At 42.5% G+C, this 20544-nt stretch carries 20 protein-coding genes; 6 read left to right on the top strand and 14 right to left on the bottom strand.

All coding sequences use genetic code 11. The features are described from left to right. Positions 1-176 precede the first annotated feature (176 nt). The gene (locus tag HHK01_RS05545; protein ID WP_170006791.1) at positions 177-677 is read right to left on the bottom strand and encodes a competence protein ComK; all 501 of its coding nucleotides are present in this window, start codon (positions 675-677) and stop codon (positions 177-179) included. A gap of 399 nt (positions 678-1076) precedes the next feature. On the opposite strand from HHK01_RS05545, the gene HHK01_RS05540 reads away from it, so the two are divergent. Beyond that, the gene (locus tag HHK01_RS05540; RefSeq protein ID WP_170006790.1) at positions 1077-1565 is read left to right on the top strand and encodes a sigma-70 family RNA polymerase sigma factor; all 489 of its coding nucleotides are present in this window, start codon (positions 1077-1079) and stop codon (positions 1563-1565) included. Positions 1566-1803: 238 nt separating this feature from the next. Further along, the gene (locus HHK01_RS05535) at positions 1804-1995 is read left to right on the top strand and encodes a YkvS family protein (protein WP_170006789.1); all 192 of its coding nucleotides are present in this window, start codon (positions 1804-1806) and stop codon (positions 1993-1995) included. 111 nt (positions 1996-2106) lie between these two features. Here HHK01_RS05535 and HHK01_RS05530 read toward each other — a convergent pair whose 3' ends face one another. From HHK01_RS05530 to HHK01_RS15515, 3 genes are all read right to left on the bottom strand, one after another. Next, on the bottom strand, positions 2107-2562 hold the full coding sequence (locus HHK01_RS05530) for a hypothetical protein (RefSeq protein WP_170006788.1): 456 nt from the start codon (positions 2560-2562) through the stop codon (positions 2107-2109). A gap of 18 nt (positions 2563-2580) precedes the next feature. Continuing rightward, positions 2581-3342, bottom strand: coding sequence for a hypothetical protein (locus HHK01_RS05525; protein WP_170006787.1), 762 nt, complete (start codon positions 3340-3342; stop codon positions 2581-2583). A 294-nt stretch (positions 3343-3636) separates the two neighbouring features. Next, positions 3637-3750 carry a DUF6254 family protein gene (locus tag HHK01_RS15515; protein ID WP_228027668.1) on the bottom strand — a complete coding sequence of 38 codons (114 nt, stop codon included), beginning with the start codon at positions 3748-3750 and terminating at the stop codon, positions 3637-3639. Positions 3751-3836: 86 nt separating this feature from the next. Here HHK01_RS15515 and HHK01_RS05520 point away from each other — a divergent pair, with 86 nt between their 5' ends. Both HHK01_RS05520 and HHK01_RS05515 read left to right on the top strand, forming a co-directional pair. Continuing rightward, complete coding sequence (locus HHK01_RS05520; RefSeq protein WP_170006786.1) at positions 3837-4472, top strand: CPBP family glutamic-type intramembrane protease; 636 nt, start codon at positions 3837-3839, stop codon at positions 4470-4472. Positions 4473-4489: 17 nt separating this feature from the next. Further along, positions 4490-5122, top strand: coding sequence for a hypothetical protein (locus HHK01_RS05515; protein WP_170006785.1), 633 nt, complete (start codon positions 4490-4492; stop codon positions 5120-5122). Positions 5123-5257: 135 nt separating this feature from the next. On the opposite strand, the gene HHK01_RS05510 is transcribed toward HHK01_RS05515, so the two are convergent. From HHK01_RS05510 to phnD, 8 genes are all read right to left on the bottom strand, one after another. Further along, entirely contained in the window at positions 5258-6316 is a 1059-nt protein-coding gene (locus tag HHK01_RS05510) for a YkvI family membrane protein (protein WP_170006784.1), read from the bottom strand. 691 nt (positions 6317-7007) lie between these two features. Then, positions 7008-8702 (bottom strand): M3 family oligoendopeptidase, encoded by a 1695-nt coding sequence (locus tag HHK01_RS05505; RefSeq protein WP_170006783.1) that lies wholly within the window; start codon positions 8700-8702, stop codon positions 7008-7010. A gap of 169 nt (positions 8703-8871) precedes the next feature. Then, positions 8872-9330 carry a MarR family winged helix-turn-helix transcriptional regulator gene (locus HHK01_RS05500; RefSeq protein WP_170006782.1) on the bottom strand — a complete coding sequence of 153 codons (459 nt, stop codon included), beginning with the start codon at positions 9328-9330 and terminating at the stop codon, positions 8872-8874. 158 nt (positions 9331-9488) lie between these two features. Further along, complete coding sequence (locus tag HHK01_RS05495) at positions 9489-11078, bottom strand: bifunctional metallophosphatase/5'-nucleotidase (protein ID WP_170006781.1); 1590 nt, start codon at positions 11076-11078, stop codon at positions 9489-9491. Positions 11079-11151: 73 nt separating this feature from the next. Next, positions 11152-11952, bottom strand: coding sequence for a phosphonate ABC transporter, permease protein PhnE (gene phnE / locus HHK01_RS05490; protein ID WP_170006780.1), 801 nt, complete (start codon positions 11950-11952; stop codon positions 11152-11154). Further along, positions 11952-12695 carry a phosphonate ABC transporter, permease protein PhnE gene (gene phnE, locus HHK01_RS05485; protein ID WP_170008671.1) on the bottom strand — a complete coding sequence of 248 codons (744 nt, stop codon included), beginning with the start codon at positions 12693-12695 and terminating at the stop codon, positions 11952-11954. Before phnE (HHK01_RS05485) ends, phnE (HHK01_RS05490) begins: the two co-directional genes overlap by 1 nt. 83 nt (positions 12696-12778) lie before the next feature. Then, on the bottom strand, positions 12779-13552 hold the full coding sequence (gene phnC, locus HHK01_RS05480; protein WP_170006779.1) for a phosphonate ABC transporter ATP-binding protein: 774 nt from the start codon (positions 13550-13552) through the stop codon (positions 12779-12781). Between the two features lie 97 nt (positions 13553-13649). Beyond that, positions 13650-14564, bottom strand: a complete 915-nt coding sequence (gene phnD, locus HHK01_RS05475; protein WP_170006778.1) for a phosphate/phosphite/phosphonate ABC transporter substrate-binding protein — start codon at positions 14562-14564, stop codon at positions 13650-13652. 364 nt (positions 14565-14928) lie between these two features. Here phnD and HHK01_RS05470 point away from each other — a divergent pair, with 364 nt between their 5' ends. Beyond that, positions 14929-16479 carry an ATP-binding protein gene (locus HHK01_RS05470; RefSeq protein WP_170006777.1) on the top strand — a complete coding sequence of 517 codons (1551 nt, stop codon included), beginning with the start codon at positions 14929-14931 and terminating at the stop codon, positions 16477-16479. Positions 16480-16711: 232 nt separating this feature from the next. Here the strand turns inward: HHK01_RS05470 and HHK01_RS05465 are convergent, their stop codons facing one another. Next, positions 16712-16960 carry an aspartyl-phosphate phosphatase Spo0E family protein gene (locus HHK01_RS05465; protein ID WP_228027667.1) on the bottom strand — a complete coding sequence of 83 codons (249 nt, stop codon included), beginning with the start codon at positions 16958-16960 and terminating at the stop codon, positions 16712-16714. A 443-nt stretch (positions 16961-17403) separates the two neighbouring features. Between HHK01_RS05465 and HHK01_RS05460 the strand changes: the two genes are divergently transcribed. Next, positions 17404-17823 (top strand): YkvA family protein, encoded by a 420-nt coding sequence (locus tag HHK01_RS05460; RefSeq protein ID WP_170006776.1) that lies wholly within the window; start codon positions 17404-17406, stop codon positions 17821-17823. A gap of 473 nt (positions 17824-18296) precedes the next feature. Here the strand turns inward: HHK01_RS05460 and HHK01_RS05455 are convergent, their stop codons facing one another. Then, positions 18297-20483 carry a PAS domain-containing sensor histidine kinase gene (locus HHK01_RS05455; RefSeq protein WP_194241283.1) on the bottom strand — a complete coding sequence of 729 codons (2187 nt, stop codon included), beginning with the start codon at positions 20481-20483 and terminating at the stop codon, positions 18297-18299. Positions 20484-20544 lie beyond the last annotated feature (61 nt).

Below are 20544 nucleotides of genomic sequence, written 5' to 3'. Positions count from 1 at the left end.
AAACTAGATGCCTTGTTTCGAGACTAGCAACATACTAGAAAAATTTCATCAAGCAATTGTTTCCATTTTCAGCTTATCTATGCCCAACCTTGTCACCCTTGAACTCAGTAATTTCTTCCAATACAGTCTTCTAGCACATAATTTCAAGAAAAATCCCTTTTTATGAAGTGCGTATCTCACTTCTTGTGCGGAACTTTTGTCCACTCGACTAGAAAAGAAATAATCGACGACACATCCCTATACGCGCAGTTAAAAGCACGCTCAGATTGTCTGGTCATAATATTAATGGCTATCGGAACTTGCATATATTGTCCGTTTGAAAATTTAACCATCGTGCCTTCGTGATATTTATGTTGGGAATGAACATGATGTGGAAAAATCCAGATACACTCTGCGTCTTCAGGAGATCGCGTAGGAAAGCAGAAAAAATGTTTTTGTGGTTTGATCATAAGAGGTACCTTTTTCTGATAACCAAAATTATAGCGAACCGATTCTACTAACCCGTTGTATGAAGCACCTTGCTGTAAACAGGCCTCTTTCACTAGTTCTAATGGGCGTACTGTTGACACATGCTCATTTCCATGAATGTCATACCATTTTGAGGCATACTGTGGATCTTTCGCTGGGAGTAAAATCATTGTATTCTCCGTAATACCCACTTTGTTTTCTTCTAACAAACTCCATCCCCTTCTTTCACATAAAATGAACCCTTTCCTACCCGGTTACCTTTGTAGAATATGTAAGTTCGTCTCCTTACGCCTAGCTTTTCAAGCTGTTCTCGTTTTATGAGTCCCATACAAATTCCTAGAGCGGACTCTGAGCAACCAAAGTTGGGTAATGGTAAATCTACTTGTAGTATAGCAGTAATTTACAACCTCTTCAAAATATTTTAATTTTTGTATATTATCATTGTTCTCTTTTGTAAAAAGACCGTTTCTGTGCAGGAAACTGCTTCTATTCTCTCTTTTTTAAAAGAAACGAAACGAATGGCAATTCGATCAGTTCTGCTTTTTTTCGTATGGTAGTTGTGTCCTAGGAACGAACTATGGAGGTGCACCCCTAAAAGGAGCAACGCGTTGAATTTTGACCAGTGCTGTCAACAATTCGAGCCAATGATTTATGCCCATATGCGATCTCTACACATTTATACAGAGCGGAATTTGTTTTTACAAACAGGTCGGATCGCACTTTGGGAGGCATATGAAGCTTATGACGAAACAAAAGGAGCCTTTGCGCCTCTTGCTTCGGCCCAAATTCGCGGTCGATTATTAGACGAGTTAAAGCGTGCGAAACGATGGGAACGAGAAGTGTGTATAGAAAAAGATACGTTTTGGGAACAGCAAGGGGGCGTTACCCAGCCCGAACTGTTCGACCAAGATGTGCTCCTAGAATATTGTCGTCATCTCTCCACGCGCCAAGCGCTATGGGTGACGGAAACCATTCTTCACGACAAATCGGTTACACAGATCGCAAAGGAACAAGGGGTCTCTCCCTCTGCAGTGAAAAAGTGGAAAAAGGAAGCGAAAGCCTCTATAAAACGAATGCTAGAAGAAAACCAACGCTAGCTGCTCATTTTTGCTTTCCTTTGTTTGTTGTTTGCTCTTCTATAAAGAATTTTGAGGAGTTTTAAAACACTTCTCTTTCATTTTTCTTAAAAATCTGGCAAAATAGGAGAAAGCTATTTTTAATGCCAACAGAACGTTGGTGACTAGGTATTGTGACGCAAGGTTCCAAAGTTGCATTGCCTAGTATCCATACTATAGTTTCATCACCTATATGGTCGTTCGTAAAGGGGAGAGCAAAGTGAAAAAGGCTGAAGTGGGTAACGTTATTGAGTTTAAAGAAGGTTTAAAGGGGATTGTTGAAAAAGTAAACGAGAATTCTGTCATTGTAGACTTAACCTTGATGGACAACTATCGTGATTTAGAGCTAGAGCAGCGTACTGTAGTCAACCATAAAAATTACAAAGTCATCGATGATTCTAGACCAGATTAATGACATTGTCTTGTAACAAAGTTTGTTTGGCAGCTATTTTCATCGTTTGCACACACGAAAACAGCAGTGTGACGGAGGGGAGAAATCCTCTTTTGTCCATTGCTGTTTTTTTCATGGGATGGTCGTCATTCCAAGTACATTAAAACTAAGCAAAATAGAGCGTATCAAAAAGACTTCTTCACGATTACAACGGATCAGCAGGACGATTTCCGTTCTGAGTTTCATTTTTCCTTTGTCTTTCGCTCTCTTTCTCGTCCACACGTAATCAATTCCATACCCAATAAGCAGACCTCCTATTAATCCAAGCGTGGCCGAAAAAATAGGACCAATCGGCAATACGAATCCATAAATAAGAGCGACAAGCATGGAAATGGTGCCTAAAACCCCCGCTAAATCTACTTCGCTATGTCCGTCAGATTGGTGAATAGAATCGACTGGATGTATGTTTTCTCCTTGCTGCTCTAACGGGACTACCATTATTTGATGATCTTTAAGTCCTGCATTTTTTAGTTTGACAAGTAACATCTGTACCGAAATAGAGTGTTCAAACGTTGAAACAACATACAATGCACTAACCTCGCCCTCTTACAGCGGCATTTTGAAATATGGTGGCTGATAGTGTCTGCGTAAGTACTTAGAAACTTCTTGTTCGTAGAGCTTGTTCAATTCGACTGTTTGTGTGTAAGCAGAGTACGCGAAAAATATGTAAATGGATGGGATAAAAAGGGACCATTGTGGTACGGTAAATACTGACGTAGAGTGTTGCAGATCTCCAACCATTACATAGTACATCGCAACATATACGTGACTCTTCGTTGCAACTAGAAACCACAGCGAGGTACCCAAAACTGCTAATAGCATATTATTGCAGTAAAAGTGCCCTAATCCTGGCGTAAGGAGCGACCAGATAATTGCTAATTTCGGATTACGTTTGTCATTTCCATCTATTTCTATGCCGTCCGCAAATTTTTCGTTGCTCTTCTCTCCAAATCGTGCCAAGTAGGACGTTTTGTTCAATTCAACACACCGTCTATAACAATCCCAAATCCCAAATACGTAAACAGCGATATACACCGAAATAAATTGTATATCGATGACTTCCTTCGCTTTATCAATTTCTCCTACCATAGAGTAGAAAATGGCTTGATTCAAATTGGAGAAGCTATTCATAAAAAGTTCCCATCCAATCAATATAACCCCGCTTAAAAACTTGTCCAACAGCAAGTAACCAAATCCAGGAAATGCAGCAGCCCACCACGCTACAATTAGAGGGCTTCTTCGGTGGAGGAGGGACATCGTGTACGGATTACGATACACCCGCTTGTACCCTGTTAATGGACGATCCATCCTCTCCCCTTCCTTTCTGAAAGTACAATTCTTTTTATACGTGCGTATTCAAAAAGGAGCGCAACGAAGCTGATGAAAATTCGACAGCTATTTTTTTGAATACCTATACGTTCGCATTTTCTCTTTGAAGAATGTTGACACATGCTTAAAAAAGTTACTTGCAATAACAGTATGGTTGAATAGGCAAGGAACTATGCGTTTTTAGCCGGCAAGCGCACGATCTTGTTTCTAATCGAAGACTCTTCTTATCCTGGGAATGAAAAACGGGTGCCCGCTAAGCACCCATTCCTGTTCCTAAGAATTTTTCGTAGAAGCTAACTCTTTTTTCGTTTTCACTTGCCCATGTGGATGTTGTTCTTCTTTACGTACTTTCCATTGACGCTCTTGCTCATGCTTCGATTGGCTCATGTGACTTTCGCTCCTTTTTCAAAAAAATCCGCCACACCTGCCCATGAATTTGATAAAATGAGAATCACTAGAGAGGTGATGCAGCGGTGCACAAACAGTGGAAAACGACTCCCTTTCTACTCGGGGTCGTCATCGTTCATGCCTTGTATTATGTTGCCTTTCAAAACGAGGAAGTATTTTGGTATGTATTCACAGTCTCTATGCTTTTTTTGCTAGTCATGAGTCTTACGTCTTCATCGGTACGCTCTCTACTACAAACTCGCCCAACAACACGAGGTGTAGTCATAGGTGCTGTTATAGGATTACTTCTCTGGGCAGTAGCGACTCTCGGTTTATTCGTAGTGGCATCATTTATTCCGGTCTTGATTGATGAGGTAAAACAACTATTCGCCACGCTTGGTCCAACAACATGGTGGCAATGGATAAGTGTATTTCTCATTGTCATCCCGGCTGAACAACTGCTCTATCGTGGCTGGTTTTCCTCTCAGCTACAAACGTTTGGCTTGACGGGGAGAGTGGTGTCGATCACCATGTATGCAAGCCCTCTTCTTATCATGTCAGGGTTTCCCATATTGGCCGTTGCAGCAGTAGTAGCTGGGGTACTATGGGAGTGGATGCTCTTGTCTACGCGTTCGCTTTACAGTGTCATCGTTTCACATATGGTGATGGATGGTTTATTGCTACTCACATGGCCAAGCATTTTGAGCATGTACTTTTCTTAATTTGGAGGGATGTAAAGATGAAGAAACGGTTTGGATTACCTTTGCTTCTTGCGCTTCTACTCGTGCTCGCAGCTTGCGGTACAGATACGACTACGGAGCCAGACACATCGGAAGAAACACCAGAAGAACAACTTGATGAAGTAGAAGAAGGCAACGGTTCTGAGAATGATGGAGCAGATGGAGAAGCTGCTACACCTAACGCTGAGGAAAGCCTCACCTTTACCCAAGACGGTGAAGAAGTCACGGTAGCAGCCTCTGTACAGACAAGCCCAGAGCTGCCTTATGAAATGATGGTTGCACAAGGATACTCCCTTATTTCTGAGGAACCAAATAAAGATGTTGTATTCTTTGAACAAGACGATAGCATTTTCATGCGCTTAGAGTGGTTTGGAACAGATAACGTAGACATGGACATGATTTTAAACTCAACTGAGGCCCAAGTAGCCGTTGTAGCTGAAGATGTTTCCACGTCTGAAGCTACACTGGGCGAACTAAATGCGTCCGTATATACATCCGAAAGTGACGTGCAAAAGGCTACTGCGTATGTAATGGAAGATCTTGGCTTGAAAGCAGTGATCTATACACCAACGGAAGTCGATCATACCGCTGCTTTTAAGGCGATGCTTGATACGGTTGAAGAGGTAAAATAAGTAGGTTTAGAAGAGCGCCTGGATGCGTGTATCCGAGCGCTCTTCTTTTTTCTGTTAGCAAATACATATTTCCAAACATGGTTGAGTGCTCAGCTCATGAATATTTTGTATGTGCAAACTATTTGTTATACTGCTTCATTTTTTCACATTCTGGTTCGTTCCCTCAAGTGGTCTCAACCATAGTAGAAATAAAAAGAGGAGTCCGACGTAGCCGAAAATCGGGTATAAGGCAGAGAGCAAAGTCGAGTAATCCACTAGACTCACCACATACGTTGCCCCGAAAATGACGGTGATTTTCATAGAGCTACTCCAAGAAACCAATTCAGACAGTTGCCGTTCTAATCCAAACGTATTCCCAATCACTGACGTAAAAATCTCCCCATAAATAATCAGTATAAAAATCCAATACAGTCCGCTGGCAAGCTGCTTCATCATGACAGCCATCGGTATTTCATAAAGGGTTACATTCTCGAGGAGTGATAAAGTTAGGTGACTACTCATTAAAATCAATCCTAATAACAATCCGCCGATACGTCCTCCCCACCGAATTACGTCCCGATCGTCAATTTCATAAGCCACCGGTACTAAAACTGCTTGAGCTAATGACAAGTTAAAGGCAGCATAAGAAAAAGGTGTCAAGAATGCCTTCCATCCATCCTCTGCCACCGGTACAAATAATGCCATTTCTGTAAATTGCGGCAACTGGATCGCTAAATAGAGCATAACAAAACTGAAGATCACCATCATCGGGACGACAAACGTGTTTACAAGAAACAAACCTTTTGAACCGATCAATAAAATAAGTATCGCAAGGAAAATGGTAATAAACACTCCGAGCATTTTCGGATAGCCCAGCTGCTCCTCAAACACTGCACCGGCCCCGGACAGCATCACCGCATTTACCCCGAACAAGATCATCATCATGACGATGTTGATGCCACTTCCAAACAACTTACCAAATAACACTTGGTTCAACTCTTGGTATGATTTAGATTTTGTTTCAATCGCAAGCTCCATCAGTTTTGTTCCAAACACCATAAATAAATAACCGCTTAGTACAATGCCTAATAAGCCGTAAAAACCAAATCGCGTAAAAAATTCTACGATCTCTTTTCCGGTAGCGAATCCCGCACCGACGACCGTTCCCACATATACAAACGCGAGTTGTAAGCTTTGTCCCCATTTCCCTCTCACGAACCTCACCTCTTGTCCATGTATATGAACGGGTGGACAAGAGTAGAAGGAAATTTAGCTGCAGGTATTTACGCATTCCGCTCTGAGTCTGCGTATCACACTCTGAGTCTGCGCATTCCGCTCTGAGTCTGCGTAAATTGCTCTGAGTCTGCGCATTCCGCCATGAGTCTGCGCATTCCGCCATGAGTCTGCGCATTCCGCTCTGAGTCTGCGTAAATTGCTCTGAGTCTGCGCATTCCGCTCTGAGTCTGCGTATCACACTCTGAGTCTGCGCATTCCGCCATGAGTCTGCGCATTCCGCTCTGAGTCTGCGTATCACACTCTGAGTCTGCGCATTCCGCCATGAGTCTGCGCATTCCGCTCTGAGTCTGCGCATTCCGCTCTGAGTCTGCGTATCACACTCTGAGTCTACGCATTCCGCCATGAGTCTGCGCATCACGCTCTGAGTCTGCGTATCACACTCTGAGTCTGCGCATTCCGCCATGAGTTTACCGGTGATCGAGCTGTAATCGCGGCTTCCAAGCTCCGAATTGCCGATTCTTGCCCTCCACCCGTCGATTCTTGCCCTCTATCCGCCAATTTGGTTTGGCCTCTCTGCTCGTGATCAAGACTTATATGTACTTTTTCCAAAGAGCTACTATCCCTCGTAAAAAAACTCCAAACTAGGTCTGGAGTTCTTCACTCATCACATTTATAGAACTTTATCATCAATTGTTTGCAAGTAAGCGTCAATCTCTTCTGTTACTTCACGAAGACACCCTGTTTCAAATGGTGAACGCAACTTGGCAGATGCAACTAATTCTAGGAACGATTCGCTTCCTCCACGTTTGCAAAGCGCTACATAATCGTCCCAAGCAGTGTCACGGTTTTCGCGCATTCGTACCCAGAATTGGAAAGCACATACTTGAGCGAGCGTATAGTCAATATAGTAGAATGGCGACGTGTAAATGTGACCTTGTCGCTGCCAGAAACCTCCACGCTCTAAGTAATCAAAGCCTTGGTAATCTTTATGAGGCATGTACGTTTTTTCGATTTCACGCCATTTTGCTTTTCGCTCCGCTGGTGTTGCCGATGGATTCTCGTATACCCAATGCTGGAACTCATCCACACTAACTCCGTACGGTAAAAAGAGCAAGGCGTCACTCAAATGTGAGAAGTAATATTTGTCGACATCCTCTTCGAAAAAGTTCTTCATCCACGGCCATGTGAAAAACTCCATACTCATGGAATGAATTTCACACGCTTCATATGTGGGGAACGTATACTCAGGCACCGTGTAATGCCGGCTGCTATACACTTGGAACGCGTGACCCGCTTCATGTGTTAATACATCGATATCCCCGCTAGTTCCGTTAAAGTTCGAGAAAATAAACGGGGACAGGTAGTTCTCAATGTAAGTACAATAACCGCCTCCAGCCTTGCCCTTTTTCGCCTCAACGTCAAGTAATTCTTTGTCTGTCATAAAAGTGAAAAACTCGTCCGTTTCTTTAGATAGCTCTTTGTACATGGATTTTCCTTGTTCTAAAATCCATGCAGCAGATCCCTTTGGTGTCGCATTTCCGGTCGTATATTGAAATGCTTCGTCGTAGTAAGTGAGCTCGTCTACTCCGATGCGTTCTTTTTGTCGCTCTTTTAAGCGTGTAGCTAGCGGAACGACGTGCTCCTTCACGCCGTTACGGAATACTTTGACATCTTCCGCATTGTAATCTACCCGCGTCATTCGAAAATAAGCGAGTTCAACAAAATTCTTCATTCCAAGTTTTGCAGCCATTTCTGTACGAACTTGGACTAAATCGTCATAAATTCGATCGAGTGTTTCTTCATTGTCAGCGAGAAATTGAAAACGTGCTTCTGAAGCTCTACGGCGCATGTCACGATCTTTAGATTCTGAGAACGGGGTGAGTTGCGCTAACGTTCTCTCTTCCCCTTCAAAAGGAATCTTTGCTGAGGCAAGTAGTTCTGTGTATTCACTTGATAGCTTGTTTTCCTTTTGTAAGAGTGGCAAGATTTCATCAGAAAATGTTTTCAACTCTGCCTCTGCAAGCCTGAATAACTGCTTTCCAAACTGTTCCTCTAGTTCCCGGCGAAACCTTGAATTGACAAGTCTATCGTAAAGCTTGGACTGTAACGATTCCATATAAGGAGCGTTTTCGTCCATAAATGCCTGCTCTTCTTTATAAAATGCATCTGTTGTATCAACGGAATGGCGGATGTACACGAGATTGGAGGCTGTTGAGAAATCATTCCGTAACGCATTCATTGTACGAGTGGCTTCTACTTGGTCTTCTACCGTTTCACTTTTGTCAAACAGCTGTAGTGTTGCATGAAACTTTGCTTGTATCTCTTCTAAATTGGGACGTTCGTACACGTAGTCTTGAAATTTCACCTGTTGTTCCTCCTTCACAAACGCACCCCGAAACAAATGGGCACATCTTTGTATACCTACGTATGTTTCGCAGGGATGAGGAAAGCTTTCGACAATTATTGAGCAGAATCCTCCTTTTTCTCTAATATTAGAATCAAAAAGAGAGCTCGATTCGTATCGAGCTCCTCTGTTATGTGTTACTGTCTGTTTCTAACTTCTTACCCGCTTCTTTTCCAATTCGTTTCATCCAATGAATTGCTTGTTCCTTTTCTTCGTTAGACAAAGAAGACAATACTTCGTGAATTCTCGCCTCATGTTTGGGAAAAAATTCATCCAGCAAAGCACGACCTTCTTGCGTAATTTGGCCGTAGGTGACGCGGCGATCTTTTGGACAGGCGATTCGCTTAACTAGACCTTTTTTCTCGAGTTTATCCACAACGTACGTAATACTCCCACTAGCAATAAGGATTTTCCCTCCGATTTGTTGAAGCGCTTGGTCGCCTTTGTGGTAAAGAAGTTCCAACACGGCAAATTCAGTCGGATTCAGCCCTTCCTTCTGTATATAGGTGTTTACGTATTCGTTTATAGATTTGTATGCCCTGGATAAGACGACAAATAATTTTAAGGACGCACTTGTTTCTTGGTTCATGTTTATACCGCCTACCCGTTTACTAGTTTCTTTCTATTATAGAAGTTTTGTTAAAAATACGTCAATCTTCATTTCTTTTGAGCTCCTCGATTGGGCTCACACTGTGGGGGAATTGTACAGCTGAAAAGGCAAAATCCTTTACTCTCTTTGCTCTCTTGTCAGTCCTTTTTACTACAAACTACTCGGAAATTATCATTGCACTTCGCTATTACAACTGGGTGCTTTTCAAAATAGTTCGCTAAAATCTCTGCCATATCAATTTGCACTTCGCGAACGATTGTTGCCCCTTTAAACATCGTGTAGTCGCCTCCACCACCTGCACGATAGTTGTTCATGACCACATCTACTTGATCGTCAAGTTGGAGAGGGACCCCATTTTTCTCTAACTTGACAACGCGATTTCCTTCAGGTAAGGAAACGTCCATTTCGTACTCGATCCCTTCCCACATGTCATAATTGTAGTGTTGTGGTTTCGGCTCGCAAAAGGATGGATTCACTTCAATATCGCCGTTTTCCGATACTTGAAAATACGTTGCTGATCGCTCCAACGCCTCGCGTATTTGCTTCCCTGTAAGCCGAAGGACCGTTAACGTATTCGGATACACATAATTCGATACAATGTCTCGCATTGTCACTTTCTTTGGAAGTCCAGCAGGCTCGTTCGTAAACAACGCCGTATTGGAAACGTCCGTATTGGCTGCATCCATTTGCACTCGCTGGATAAACTCAACAAAAGGATGCTCACGAATACGCGCAGCTAGTGGATGGGAGATTATCATATCACCTTGTACTTCACCGATTTGTTTATCTAACCATATTTGTGTTTGTTGTTCGTAGTGATTGACCTTTTGTAAAAGTTCCTCGTCGGGTACTTCATCGGCCGTTGATAGCAGTGATGATTTTTTTTGAACAATTTTCCATGTACCGTCAACATCTTCTAACGTGATCTCCACCTGACCAACAGCTCGTCCATTATTACCTGGTTGGACAATGGCTACCCCGTTGACATCAGATTTTGCAAGCAACCGGTGTTGATGACCGGTAAGCAGTACATCGATTCCTGCCATTTCCATGCACAGTTTATACCCTTGATTCTCACCTGTATGTGTTTCAGTAGGTTCACCTGATTGCAAATCTGATTCGAACCCTCCGTGGTAGCTCACAATGACCACATCTGGATTCTCATTGTCTCTAAGCCACGCCACCCATTGCTTCGTTGCCTCGTATGCATCTTGGAATTCGATGCCTTGGATGTGTAGAGGATTTTCCCAATTTGGGATGTAATGGGTCGTCACACCGAGGATAGCTACTCGTACACCGTCTTTCGTCTCCTTCACTACGTACGGTGACCCAAACACAGGGCGACTAGATTCTTCGCCTAACAAGTTGGCACTCAACCAGGGGAATTGCGACTCATTCACTGCCTGGTGCAACGGTTCGATTCCATAATTAAATTCGTGGTTCCCAATCACTGCCGCATCGTACGCCAACTCATTGAGAAGAAGTACCATCGGGTTACGCTCTTCATGTAGTGAGCGGATGGTATGGTAGGTCATCGGAGTTCCTTGAATAAGATCCCCGTTATCAACAAGCAAAACGTTCTCATTCTCCTGCCGTACTCGTTTCACAATAGTGGAAACGCGACTCAATCCAACCGGAGCTTCCTGCATCGTTCCATATAAATACGGAAACACATGGCCATGCAGATCGCTCGTTTCCAAAATAGTCACGATTGTACGTTTTCCCATATGAGATTCTCCTTCCTGATAAATAAAGCCAAAGCCGCATAGAGCAGCTTTGGCTTTATGGGTATTAAAAGGGTTACACGATCCGTCGTCTAATCATAGATGATAGGTAGTCGATGATGATAACGACGACGATGACAACGAGCAAAATCATCCCCATCTCTTCCCAGTTTCTGTTCATCTGCGCAAATTGAATCATCGTCCCAATTCCTCCAGCACCGACAATACCAAGAATGGTGGAAGCCCTGATGTCAATTTCAAAACGATAGATAGCATAAGAGAGGAACTCTGGGATGACTTGCGGAATAACCCCTTTAAACAGAATTTGAAGTTTTCCCGCTCCGCTTGCTTCCATCGTTTCGACAATATTCATGTCGATGGATTCAATGACTTCAGAGTATAGCTTTCCTAGCATACCTGTAGCCCCGATCGCAATGGCTAAAACCCCGGCAAAAGGATTAGCCCCTACAGCTACAATAAATAGAATCGCTAAGATCAAGTCTGGAAAGGCACGGACCGCACTCAAAAACCACTTTCCAAGCGCAGTGGCAAATTGGCTTCGACCAATATTCGCCGCAGCCCAAAATCCAAGAGGAATAGCGATAACTGCCGCTGTTAGAGAACCCGCAAACGCGATAAAGATCGTTTCCAGCATACTCAACAAAATTTCACCTGTTGCTGAGAAATCAGGAGAGAACAACCGTGGAATGATTCGATCTAAGCTGGAGATAAAACGCTCACTCACAGCCGCCCAATCAATATTTATCTCTAAAAACGTCCATACGTATAAAAACGCAATGATCAGCCAAATCATCCACCGTTTGGCTACATTTAGAGGAGAACGCTTTGGCTTAGGTGGTAACACAAACTGCGCCATTACAAAATCGCCTCCCGTAGCTTTTTCGAAATCCACTCGATAAGTACAACGATGGCAAAGATCACAATGATGACGACCATTGCATTGTCATAATTGTAGAACTTCATTTGTTGTTGCAAAATCAACCCAATTCCACCTGCTCCAACGTATCCGAGGATAACAGATGCGCGGATGTTAATCTCAAAAACAAATAAAGTAAAAGAAGCAAATTGCGGGAGCACTTGTGGAACAAGACCATATGCGATCATTTGCAATGTGTTCGCACCACTTGCGCGCATCGCTTCTAGTGGATTCATATCAATGGACTCGACCGTTTCACTTATCAACTTCGCAAGAATACCAAGTGATAAAATCGTCAAAGCGAGGATCCCTGGCAAAGCACCAATCCCGAAAATTTGCACAAAAACAATGGCTAGCACAAGGTCTGGAACGGTACGCATAATGTTCAAGAATCCACGTGTTGCGCCGTACGCTACTTTGTTTTGCGTTACGTTTCTAGCCGCTAATAAGCTAAGTGGAATACACAGAATCATCGCAATCGTTGTTGCAATAATGGCCATTTGAATGGTTTCCCCTAAAGGGCCCCATATTCCGCCGATGACAGCCCAGTTGGGTGGAAAGAACTTTTCAATAACACGCCACATATTCGGAAGCGCTTCTTGGAAAAAGGCAGCAAAAGTGGCACCCGTTTGAATTCCACTTACAATATAAAAGGCAGTAACAAGCAAGAAAATGACGGTCATCTTTGTCTTGATTTTCGGCTCAGTCACAGACGGAATAAAATTTTCCTTCTTTTCCTTTTCCAATTTCAAGCCGTTTGGTTCCGTCACTCTTCAGCACCCCCGCGAAGGTCATCCTCGCGAATGGCACGACCGTAAATTTCTTCAAATGTTTTCTCTGTTACTTCACTTGCGGGACCATCAAACACCACTTCACCAGCACGCATTCCGATAATTCGGTCTGCATACTCCATCGCCATGTCAATAAAGTGGAGATTTACAATGGTTGTAATCCCATCTTCTTTATTAATCTTTCGTAAGTAAGTCATGACTTGGTGTGATGTTGGTGGATCCAATGACGCAACAGGCTCATCAGCCAAAATATAATTCGGTTTCTGCGTTAGCACACGTGCGATACTCACACGTTGCTGTTGCCCTCCACTTAACTCATCAGCACGGTTGTACAGTTTTTCAGCAATATTCACCCGATCTAAGCTATCATAAGCGAGTTTCACATCTTCTTTACTGTACATATTTAAAATACTTTTTAAAGTCCCTGTGTGTCCTAAACGACCTGCTAATACATTTTTCAATACGCTTGTTCGCTTTACAAGATTGTAGTTCTGAAAGATCATACCAATTTTCGTGCGTAGCTTTCGTAGTTGCGGCCCCTTTACTGAAAGAACGTCAGAATCATCTATAAGCAATTGCCCTGCAGTCGGATTCACCAAACGGTTAATACTACGAATGAAAGTCGACTTCCCTGCACCAGATAACCCTACGATGACAACAAACTCGCCGTCGTGAATTGTCACATTGACATCTTTCAACCCTTGTGTGCCGTTTGGATACACGAGGGATACATCTTTAAATTCTATCACGGTTAAAACCCCTCCACGTTGTAAATACAAGCGCTTTGCTCAGAAAAAGAGGGGAGTCCAGTGGCATCCCCTCTTCATAGTAAAGCTAAATAGCTTCTTACAAGCTGTCTAAAGTAATGGAATCTCTGAAGCGCTCGTATGTGTCACGAACGACCTGATACTCTTCGTCAGAAGCCTCAGCGATCGCATCCCAGTTATAGACTTCGTTCATGATTTCAATCATTTCTTTGTCTTCGTTAAAGGATAAAAACACGTCTTTAATTTCTTGAACAAACTCAGGGTCAAGCTCTTTCGTTACAGAGATTGTGTCATTCGGAATCTCTGCTGTGTAGTCAAGAACAGTAAGTTGTTCCATGATATCAGGGTATTCTTCTTCAAGCTGAGTACGAACATCATCGAACGTAGTGGCTACGTCTGCTCCACCTTCGTATACTTCGACCGCAGCTGTATCATGACCTCCAACTTGAATGGCTTCAGAGAAGAATTCAGTTGTCAACTCATTCGTATCTGCTAAATCAAATTCTTCCATCAATTGAGCAGCTGGGAATAGGAATCCAGATGTAGATGTGGCATCAGCATACGCCCAACGCTTACCTTTTAAGTCCTCTAAAGATTCAATACCGCTGTCCGAACGCACAAGGTACTGTGCTTTGTACGTATCGCTACCGAAACGAATTGATTTTAAAATGACATTGACGTCGTACTCTTGGCTAGCTAGAACGTATCCGAAAGCTGGAATAAAACCAAGATGAATATTATTAGAACCCATACCTTCAATTAGTGCATTGTAATCAGTCATGACAGATGCTTCTACTTCCATGCCAAGTTCTTCCCCTAATTTATCCGCTAGAGGTTGTACTGTGTCAGCAATGGTGTCTGAATCTTGAGACGGAACAAACCCGATTTTCAACACTTCTGGACGACCTTCCTCTTCACTGCCTGAAGAAGATCCACAAGCTGCTAGCGTGAAAGCTAGTACGAGTACAAGCATTGTGCTAATAAATTTCTTCATTTCCTAATTTCCTCCTCAAAACTGTAATCGTGAACCACACAACTCTGATTATGCACGATTTGTCGTTATTTTGCCATAACCTTTTCAGTTTTTTTACAATCAATTTAAATTTTCCGTCGTAAAACTAGCAAAACCTGATTATATCAGCATTGATGTCTTTTACATTCTTTACAATTTGCACTTACACTATGTACAACAATTCAAAATCCATCTGTTGCCGATCCAGCTAGTCGACAGAATCCTCAGTTTGCTATACTAAGGTTGAAAGGCTAAAATCGCGACGTCCATGGCGCAACGCCTTTCTGACTCACGTCGTGTGGGCCTAAAATGATATGAACTCTTACGGAGGAGCGAGGCGATCTCCTTGAAATTTGTTAAACGAAACTTTCTACTCTATTGCACGATTGTACTCATCCCCACTATCACGCTCCTTTTTGTATATGTTTGGTCGAACATACAAGAGAATGAAGCGTTACAAAACCAACAAGCGGATTGGGTTGCGTCTATCCACGAAAGGCAAATTGATCAATTTCTAATGGAAACAGTAGTAAGTACCGAGGTTTTAGCGTTATCCTCTTCATTTCTTTTTACCCCTTCCACTGGGGAATTTGATGAACTGTCCGCTGTTCTCGCAAATGTTCGGCAAACTGATCCGAGATATGGAGGCATCTTTGTACTAGACAAAAACATGTCGCTTGTGGCAGGGTCCAATGATGACGTGGAATTTCCCTTTGAAAAGAGCGAATCCATTCAACAAGCCGCCACGCTTAAGAAGACTACCATTTCAGAATCGGTTTATGAGTTAGATAAGGGTCAAGAGGTATGGGCGGTCGCGTCGCCGATCACCTCCCCTAGCAATGAAGTGCAAGGGATGGTAGTCTCCTTGTTGCGAACAGACTCCATTCGTAATATTTTGACCGTTTTGACTCCGAATCACTCAGTCGTTCTTCTTAACGGTCAAGGACAACCAATGATTGATTTATCGAAGTACTCCATGATTGGGCAACCTTGGAAGTCTATTCCTTTAGAGCGGCTTCCTTGGGTTCTCAATGTACAACTAGTCCCCGTAGACATTGAACAGCTTGTTCGTAGTTCTTTTCTCATATTTATGCTTGTATTTGTTATGACACACATTTTGTTTATTTGGATCAAATACATTTTATTAAAGCGTCAAACAGAGCGAGAGCGTGTCCAGAATGAGGCACAAAAGCTTGAACTTGTTGGGACTTTAGCAGCAAGTACAGCTCATGAAATTAGAAACCCACTCACTGGTATAAAAGGCCTAATGCAACTCTTTTCTGAAAAATACAAGAGCGAAGAAGATCAATTTTACTTTTCTGTCATCGACAAAGAAGTGACGCGTATTAATGAGATTGTGAGTGAGTTTCTTATATTAGGCAAACCTACTGCTCAGCACTCGGAGTTGATCGTCATAGACGACTGTATTCGCGAAATACAGCCGCTTATACAGTCAGAAGCCCACCTACACAACGTTCGCTATCAATTTCGACCGTCAAACGAGGCGCTTACCGTACTAGGCGTTCGCGACCAACTGAAACAAGTACTCTTAAACTTAACTAAAAATTCTTTGGAAGCTACTGGGGAGGGCGGGGTACTAGAAATGACCGTGCTAGGTTCAAAAAAAGATGTTCGTATCATCATTGCAGACAATGGAATTGGAATGACGAAGGATGAGCTACAGAAGGTATTTCAACCTTTCTACACGTCTAAAGACGCAGGAACCGGTTTAGGCTTAGTCGTTTGTCGTAGGATTATAGAATCATTTAAAGGTGATATTTTCATTCAAAGTGAAAAGAAGATAGGGACAACAGTCACGGTTCATTTACCACTTTCAGGTCAGCAAACGTTTGATGAATATACAAGCCCCTCGACCACTAAATCGCTAGATATATAACACATCCGTGAGCTGGGCACGCAACCATACATGGAAACGGGTCACAAAGCAGTCGAGTTGTGATCAAGGCGGTGCGAATGAAGCCCCATGTAGTTTATCAACCAACATCCGAAGTCGTTTTCTAATGAGATAGATCGTGATGCGCTAGAAGTCAGCGTAACTCCGCCCCTCATCCAAAGAAAAAAAGGATTCGGACACTCACAGCATTTGAGCGTCTGAATCCTCTTTGCTATTAAAGACGAACGGTGCGAGCCGGTCTTTTTAGTACGAGATTCATCTTTTGAAAAACAAAAGATACTTCTGGTTGTTTTTTTGTTGAATTAAGAACGAAACGATGATATTGATTTAATAGCTTGTCCAAGTCTTGTGATGCTACTACTGTTTTATCATGTGTAAATCCGTATTCAACGGCGAATTCTATCATAGTAGTCCGTTTCTCATGAATCATTCTCTGCCAGCGCACTTCCTCACGCTTCCACATAGTTTTACACCTTCCTCTTTTCAAGCGTCTTGCGCATTCCGCTATTTATACCCCTATCGTTTATTGTCATTGTGTTCATAGATTGTGTCTTTACATGTATATCGTGCACAAATTCAATCGGGTACAAGAAGCATTATGGCAAGGTTTTATATGAAAGTAAATACATTCGCAAAATTAGACAAAAGAGGAGTTTATTCGCATTTCTCCCCTTCCATTCGACACATTTTTCGCGTGTAGTCGACATGGAACTATAGGAATTTTCCGACTCCATTCCTGCGAAGTAGATGAAGCAGTAAAAAGACGGTGTGCGGAGTCCTTCTAGCGAATAAATAATAGATACAGTGTTGTCTCACAATTCCCAAACCTAGAATTCTTAGTAAAAAGCGTGCTGTTTCCACCTTTCCACTGCGAAAAAAAGGTACAATGAAGACAGAGGTGAAACGATGATGAAGCGATTAGTACTCGGTAAAATTGCCTACCGTCTCTTCAAAGACGAGGCTACTCACTACGCAAAAGGAGATAAGGACTCCCGCGAACTTAGTGACAGAGCAGAACAAAAAGCTAAGAAGAAGAAAACACTACTTCGAGGTGTTTACGAGGACGTGACACTATTTATTGAGGCACTCCGGGCATGGAAACGCGGGGAATATACAAATTTTCCATACAGAACCATTGTATTGCTGATTGTTGGCCTCCTTTATTTTTTGTCACCTGTCGACCTGATCCCAGACTTTTTCATCGGCCTAGGTTTATTGGACGACGCAGCTGTCGTGGCATTCATAGCTAAACAGGTACAAAAAGACTTACAACCATTTCGTAAGTGGAAAAATACGCTAATTATCGAAAATGGGCACAAAAAATAGCCGAAAAGTTCGGTTCGGCTAGACCGTTTTGATCCTTTGGACCGGTGTTGTCTTCCAAAGAAACCATTCACGAGCTTGGCATTCAACCATATATGGACACTGTTCACAAAGCAGTCTAGTTGTGATCAAAGCGGTGTGAGTGTAGTCCCATATAGTTTATAAATCAACATCCGAAGCTGTTTTCGTATTCTTTGTTGTTTTTACTAAACAGTTATCCCATGATGCGACGTAATGAAGAAACTGCTAGAATACCGCTGCGGAAATACACTTCGCTAGTTTTACATCGCACGAAGTAGATACTGAATCCATTTCAAAAGTGCACATACATTTCCTTGTTTTGAACTGAACTCACCGCCCGCCCCGCGGAAAGCGTCCGTCTGCAGCGGAAATCAAGATAGCAGTATGTCGCATCATATAGCTGTTGTGAAATAAAACTTCTCAAATAAAGCAACAACCTTTTCGAAAACAGCCTTTTATTTTTTGCGAAGTTCTACTGTTTGAAGGGGCAAGTTAATATGAAAGACGGTTCCTTTACCTACCTCACTCTCTACCTCTACTGTCCCATGGTGCTCTTCTACAATTTTATAACTCACCATCAATCCGAGACCCGTTCCCCGCTCTTTCGTGGTATAGAATGGTTCCCCAAGCCGCCTGATCTTTTCCTCAGGTATGCCCGATCCTTCATCTTCAATGGTTACTTGTAGTTGCTTATTTTGAAGCTTTCGAAGAGAAATTGTTATAAATCCACCTTTAGGCATAACCTCAATGGCATTTTTAATAATGTTGATAAACACTTGTTTCAATTGATTAGGTTCACAATACAGGTTCGGAAGGTTTTCCTCATAGTACGTCAAAAATTGAACATTCGTCATCATCGCCTGTGCATTTAACAAGTCTACCGTTTCCCTGAGGATTTGCGTAACATCCTTCTCTAAATAATGCACCGCTTGAGGTTTTGCGAGTATGAGAAACTCCGTAATAATAGATTCAATCCGTTGCAGTTCTGACGTGATCACATTAAAATACATGGAATGATCCTCTTTCACACTACTTTCTAATAGCTGAATAAACCCTTTTAGGGCAGTCATCGGATTGCGAATTTCATGAGCGATGCCTGCAGCCAATTCCCCTACAACGTTGAGCGTATCAGACTTTCGAAGTCGTTCCTCCATTTCGAGCTTATCTGTAATATCTCGAAATACGGTAAGGTTAATCCCGGGAATAATATTCAGTTTCGATGAGAATTCAAAGTGCTTTTCCCTCCCCGATTCTAAGATGAGAGGGGACGTTCCGTGATCATGCCCATTTTCATATAAATTGCGGAGATGGAGTGCGATTTCGTGTCGTTGTACTCCTTCTTTTCCTAACAAGTCCGTAACCGTTCGAATGGGGTCATCCTTATTCTCGTGTTCTAACCAGTTGTACCCTAGTTGATTACAATCGATCACTTCAAACCGATCATTCCATAAAAACATACCGTCCAGTGCACCCTCAAAAATTTTTCGGAACTTTTGCTCACTTTCTCGCAAATTTCTTTCCATTTCCCGTTGCTCACTTACGTTGCGGAATATAGTCATATTGTAGCCGTCCATTGAATGCATTTTCGCCGTAAATTCAAGCAACTTTTTTTGACCGTTCGGCATGAGAAAAAGCAACTCTTCTCTAACGCCGCCGTCTTCTCTTAGATTTTCAAGCATGTCGGTATAACGTACATCTTTTTTGTAAACGAAATCTCCCCATTTTTTTGTTAACAATTCGTCATACTCACACTCAAAAATCCGGCATGCTGCTTCATTGGCACGCACGATATTTAAATCAGCATCCCACAATACAATGCCGTCTAATGCTTTCTCAAACAAATCAGTAAACAGCTGCTCGTTTTTCAAGATGAGCCGCTCCATGTTCCGTTTTTCAGTTACATCCCGCATGATCGATAAGTAGAGGCCGTTGTGAATGTTAGAGCTTGTCGTAAATTCAAAAACAGAGACCCCTTTATCATGTCTTATTGGGAGTTCGCCTTGTGCACTCCCTCTTTGTTTTAACACTTTCCAAAGTTTGTCAATTTTATATCCGTAAGAAGGAATAATCCAATCAAGTAGTTTCGTTCCAATGATGGCAGCATGATCGGTATAAATGCTCCGACAAAAGGACGGATTCGCATCTTGAATGATCCCCTTTTCATCAAATAACAACATGCCATCCACGGCCCGGGTAAACACATCTGCAAACATGTAATTAGAGATCGTCCGCTCACGCTCTAATGCCTTGTGCGACGACACATCTCGAATAATAAAGAGATCGTTTCCACCTTTTGCCTCCTTAATAGCCACGTATTGTATATGTTTTATATGACCATTACATAACGATATAATCAGTTCATCACGGTGCGTGCCATTCAATTCGAGTAATAACCGTTGATGCTCTAGTAAATCTTTAGGCACGAGTGGCATATAGTCGTGAATGCTGCGACCGACGATCTTTTCACGAGACTGATCTAATAATTTTGTTGTCGCCTTATTGACATCTATAATGATCGACTGCTCGTTACATAAAACGGCTGCATCTAATGCATGTTCGTAAAACATTTGTAAGTATTGTCCCTCTTCACGTGATCCGGTTTCTTTTTGCTCGTAATCCCTTTCAGTGAATGGATTGCCCACTTTATTCCCCCCGCATGACTCTTTCATTCTTTTCTTCAAATGCCACACTCGACATCTTTAT

Source organism: Bacillus fonticola, from assembly GCF_012955605.1.
GTDB classification, from domain to species: Bacteria; Bacillota; Bacilli; order Bacillales; family JC228; genus Bacillus_CG; species Bacillus_CG fonticola.
This window is presented reverse-complemented; position numbering and strand designations above follow the sequence as displayed.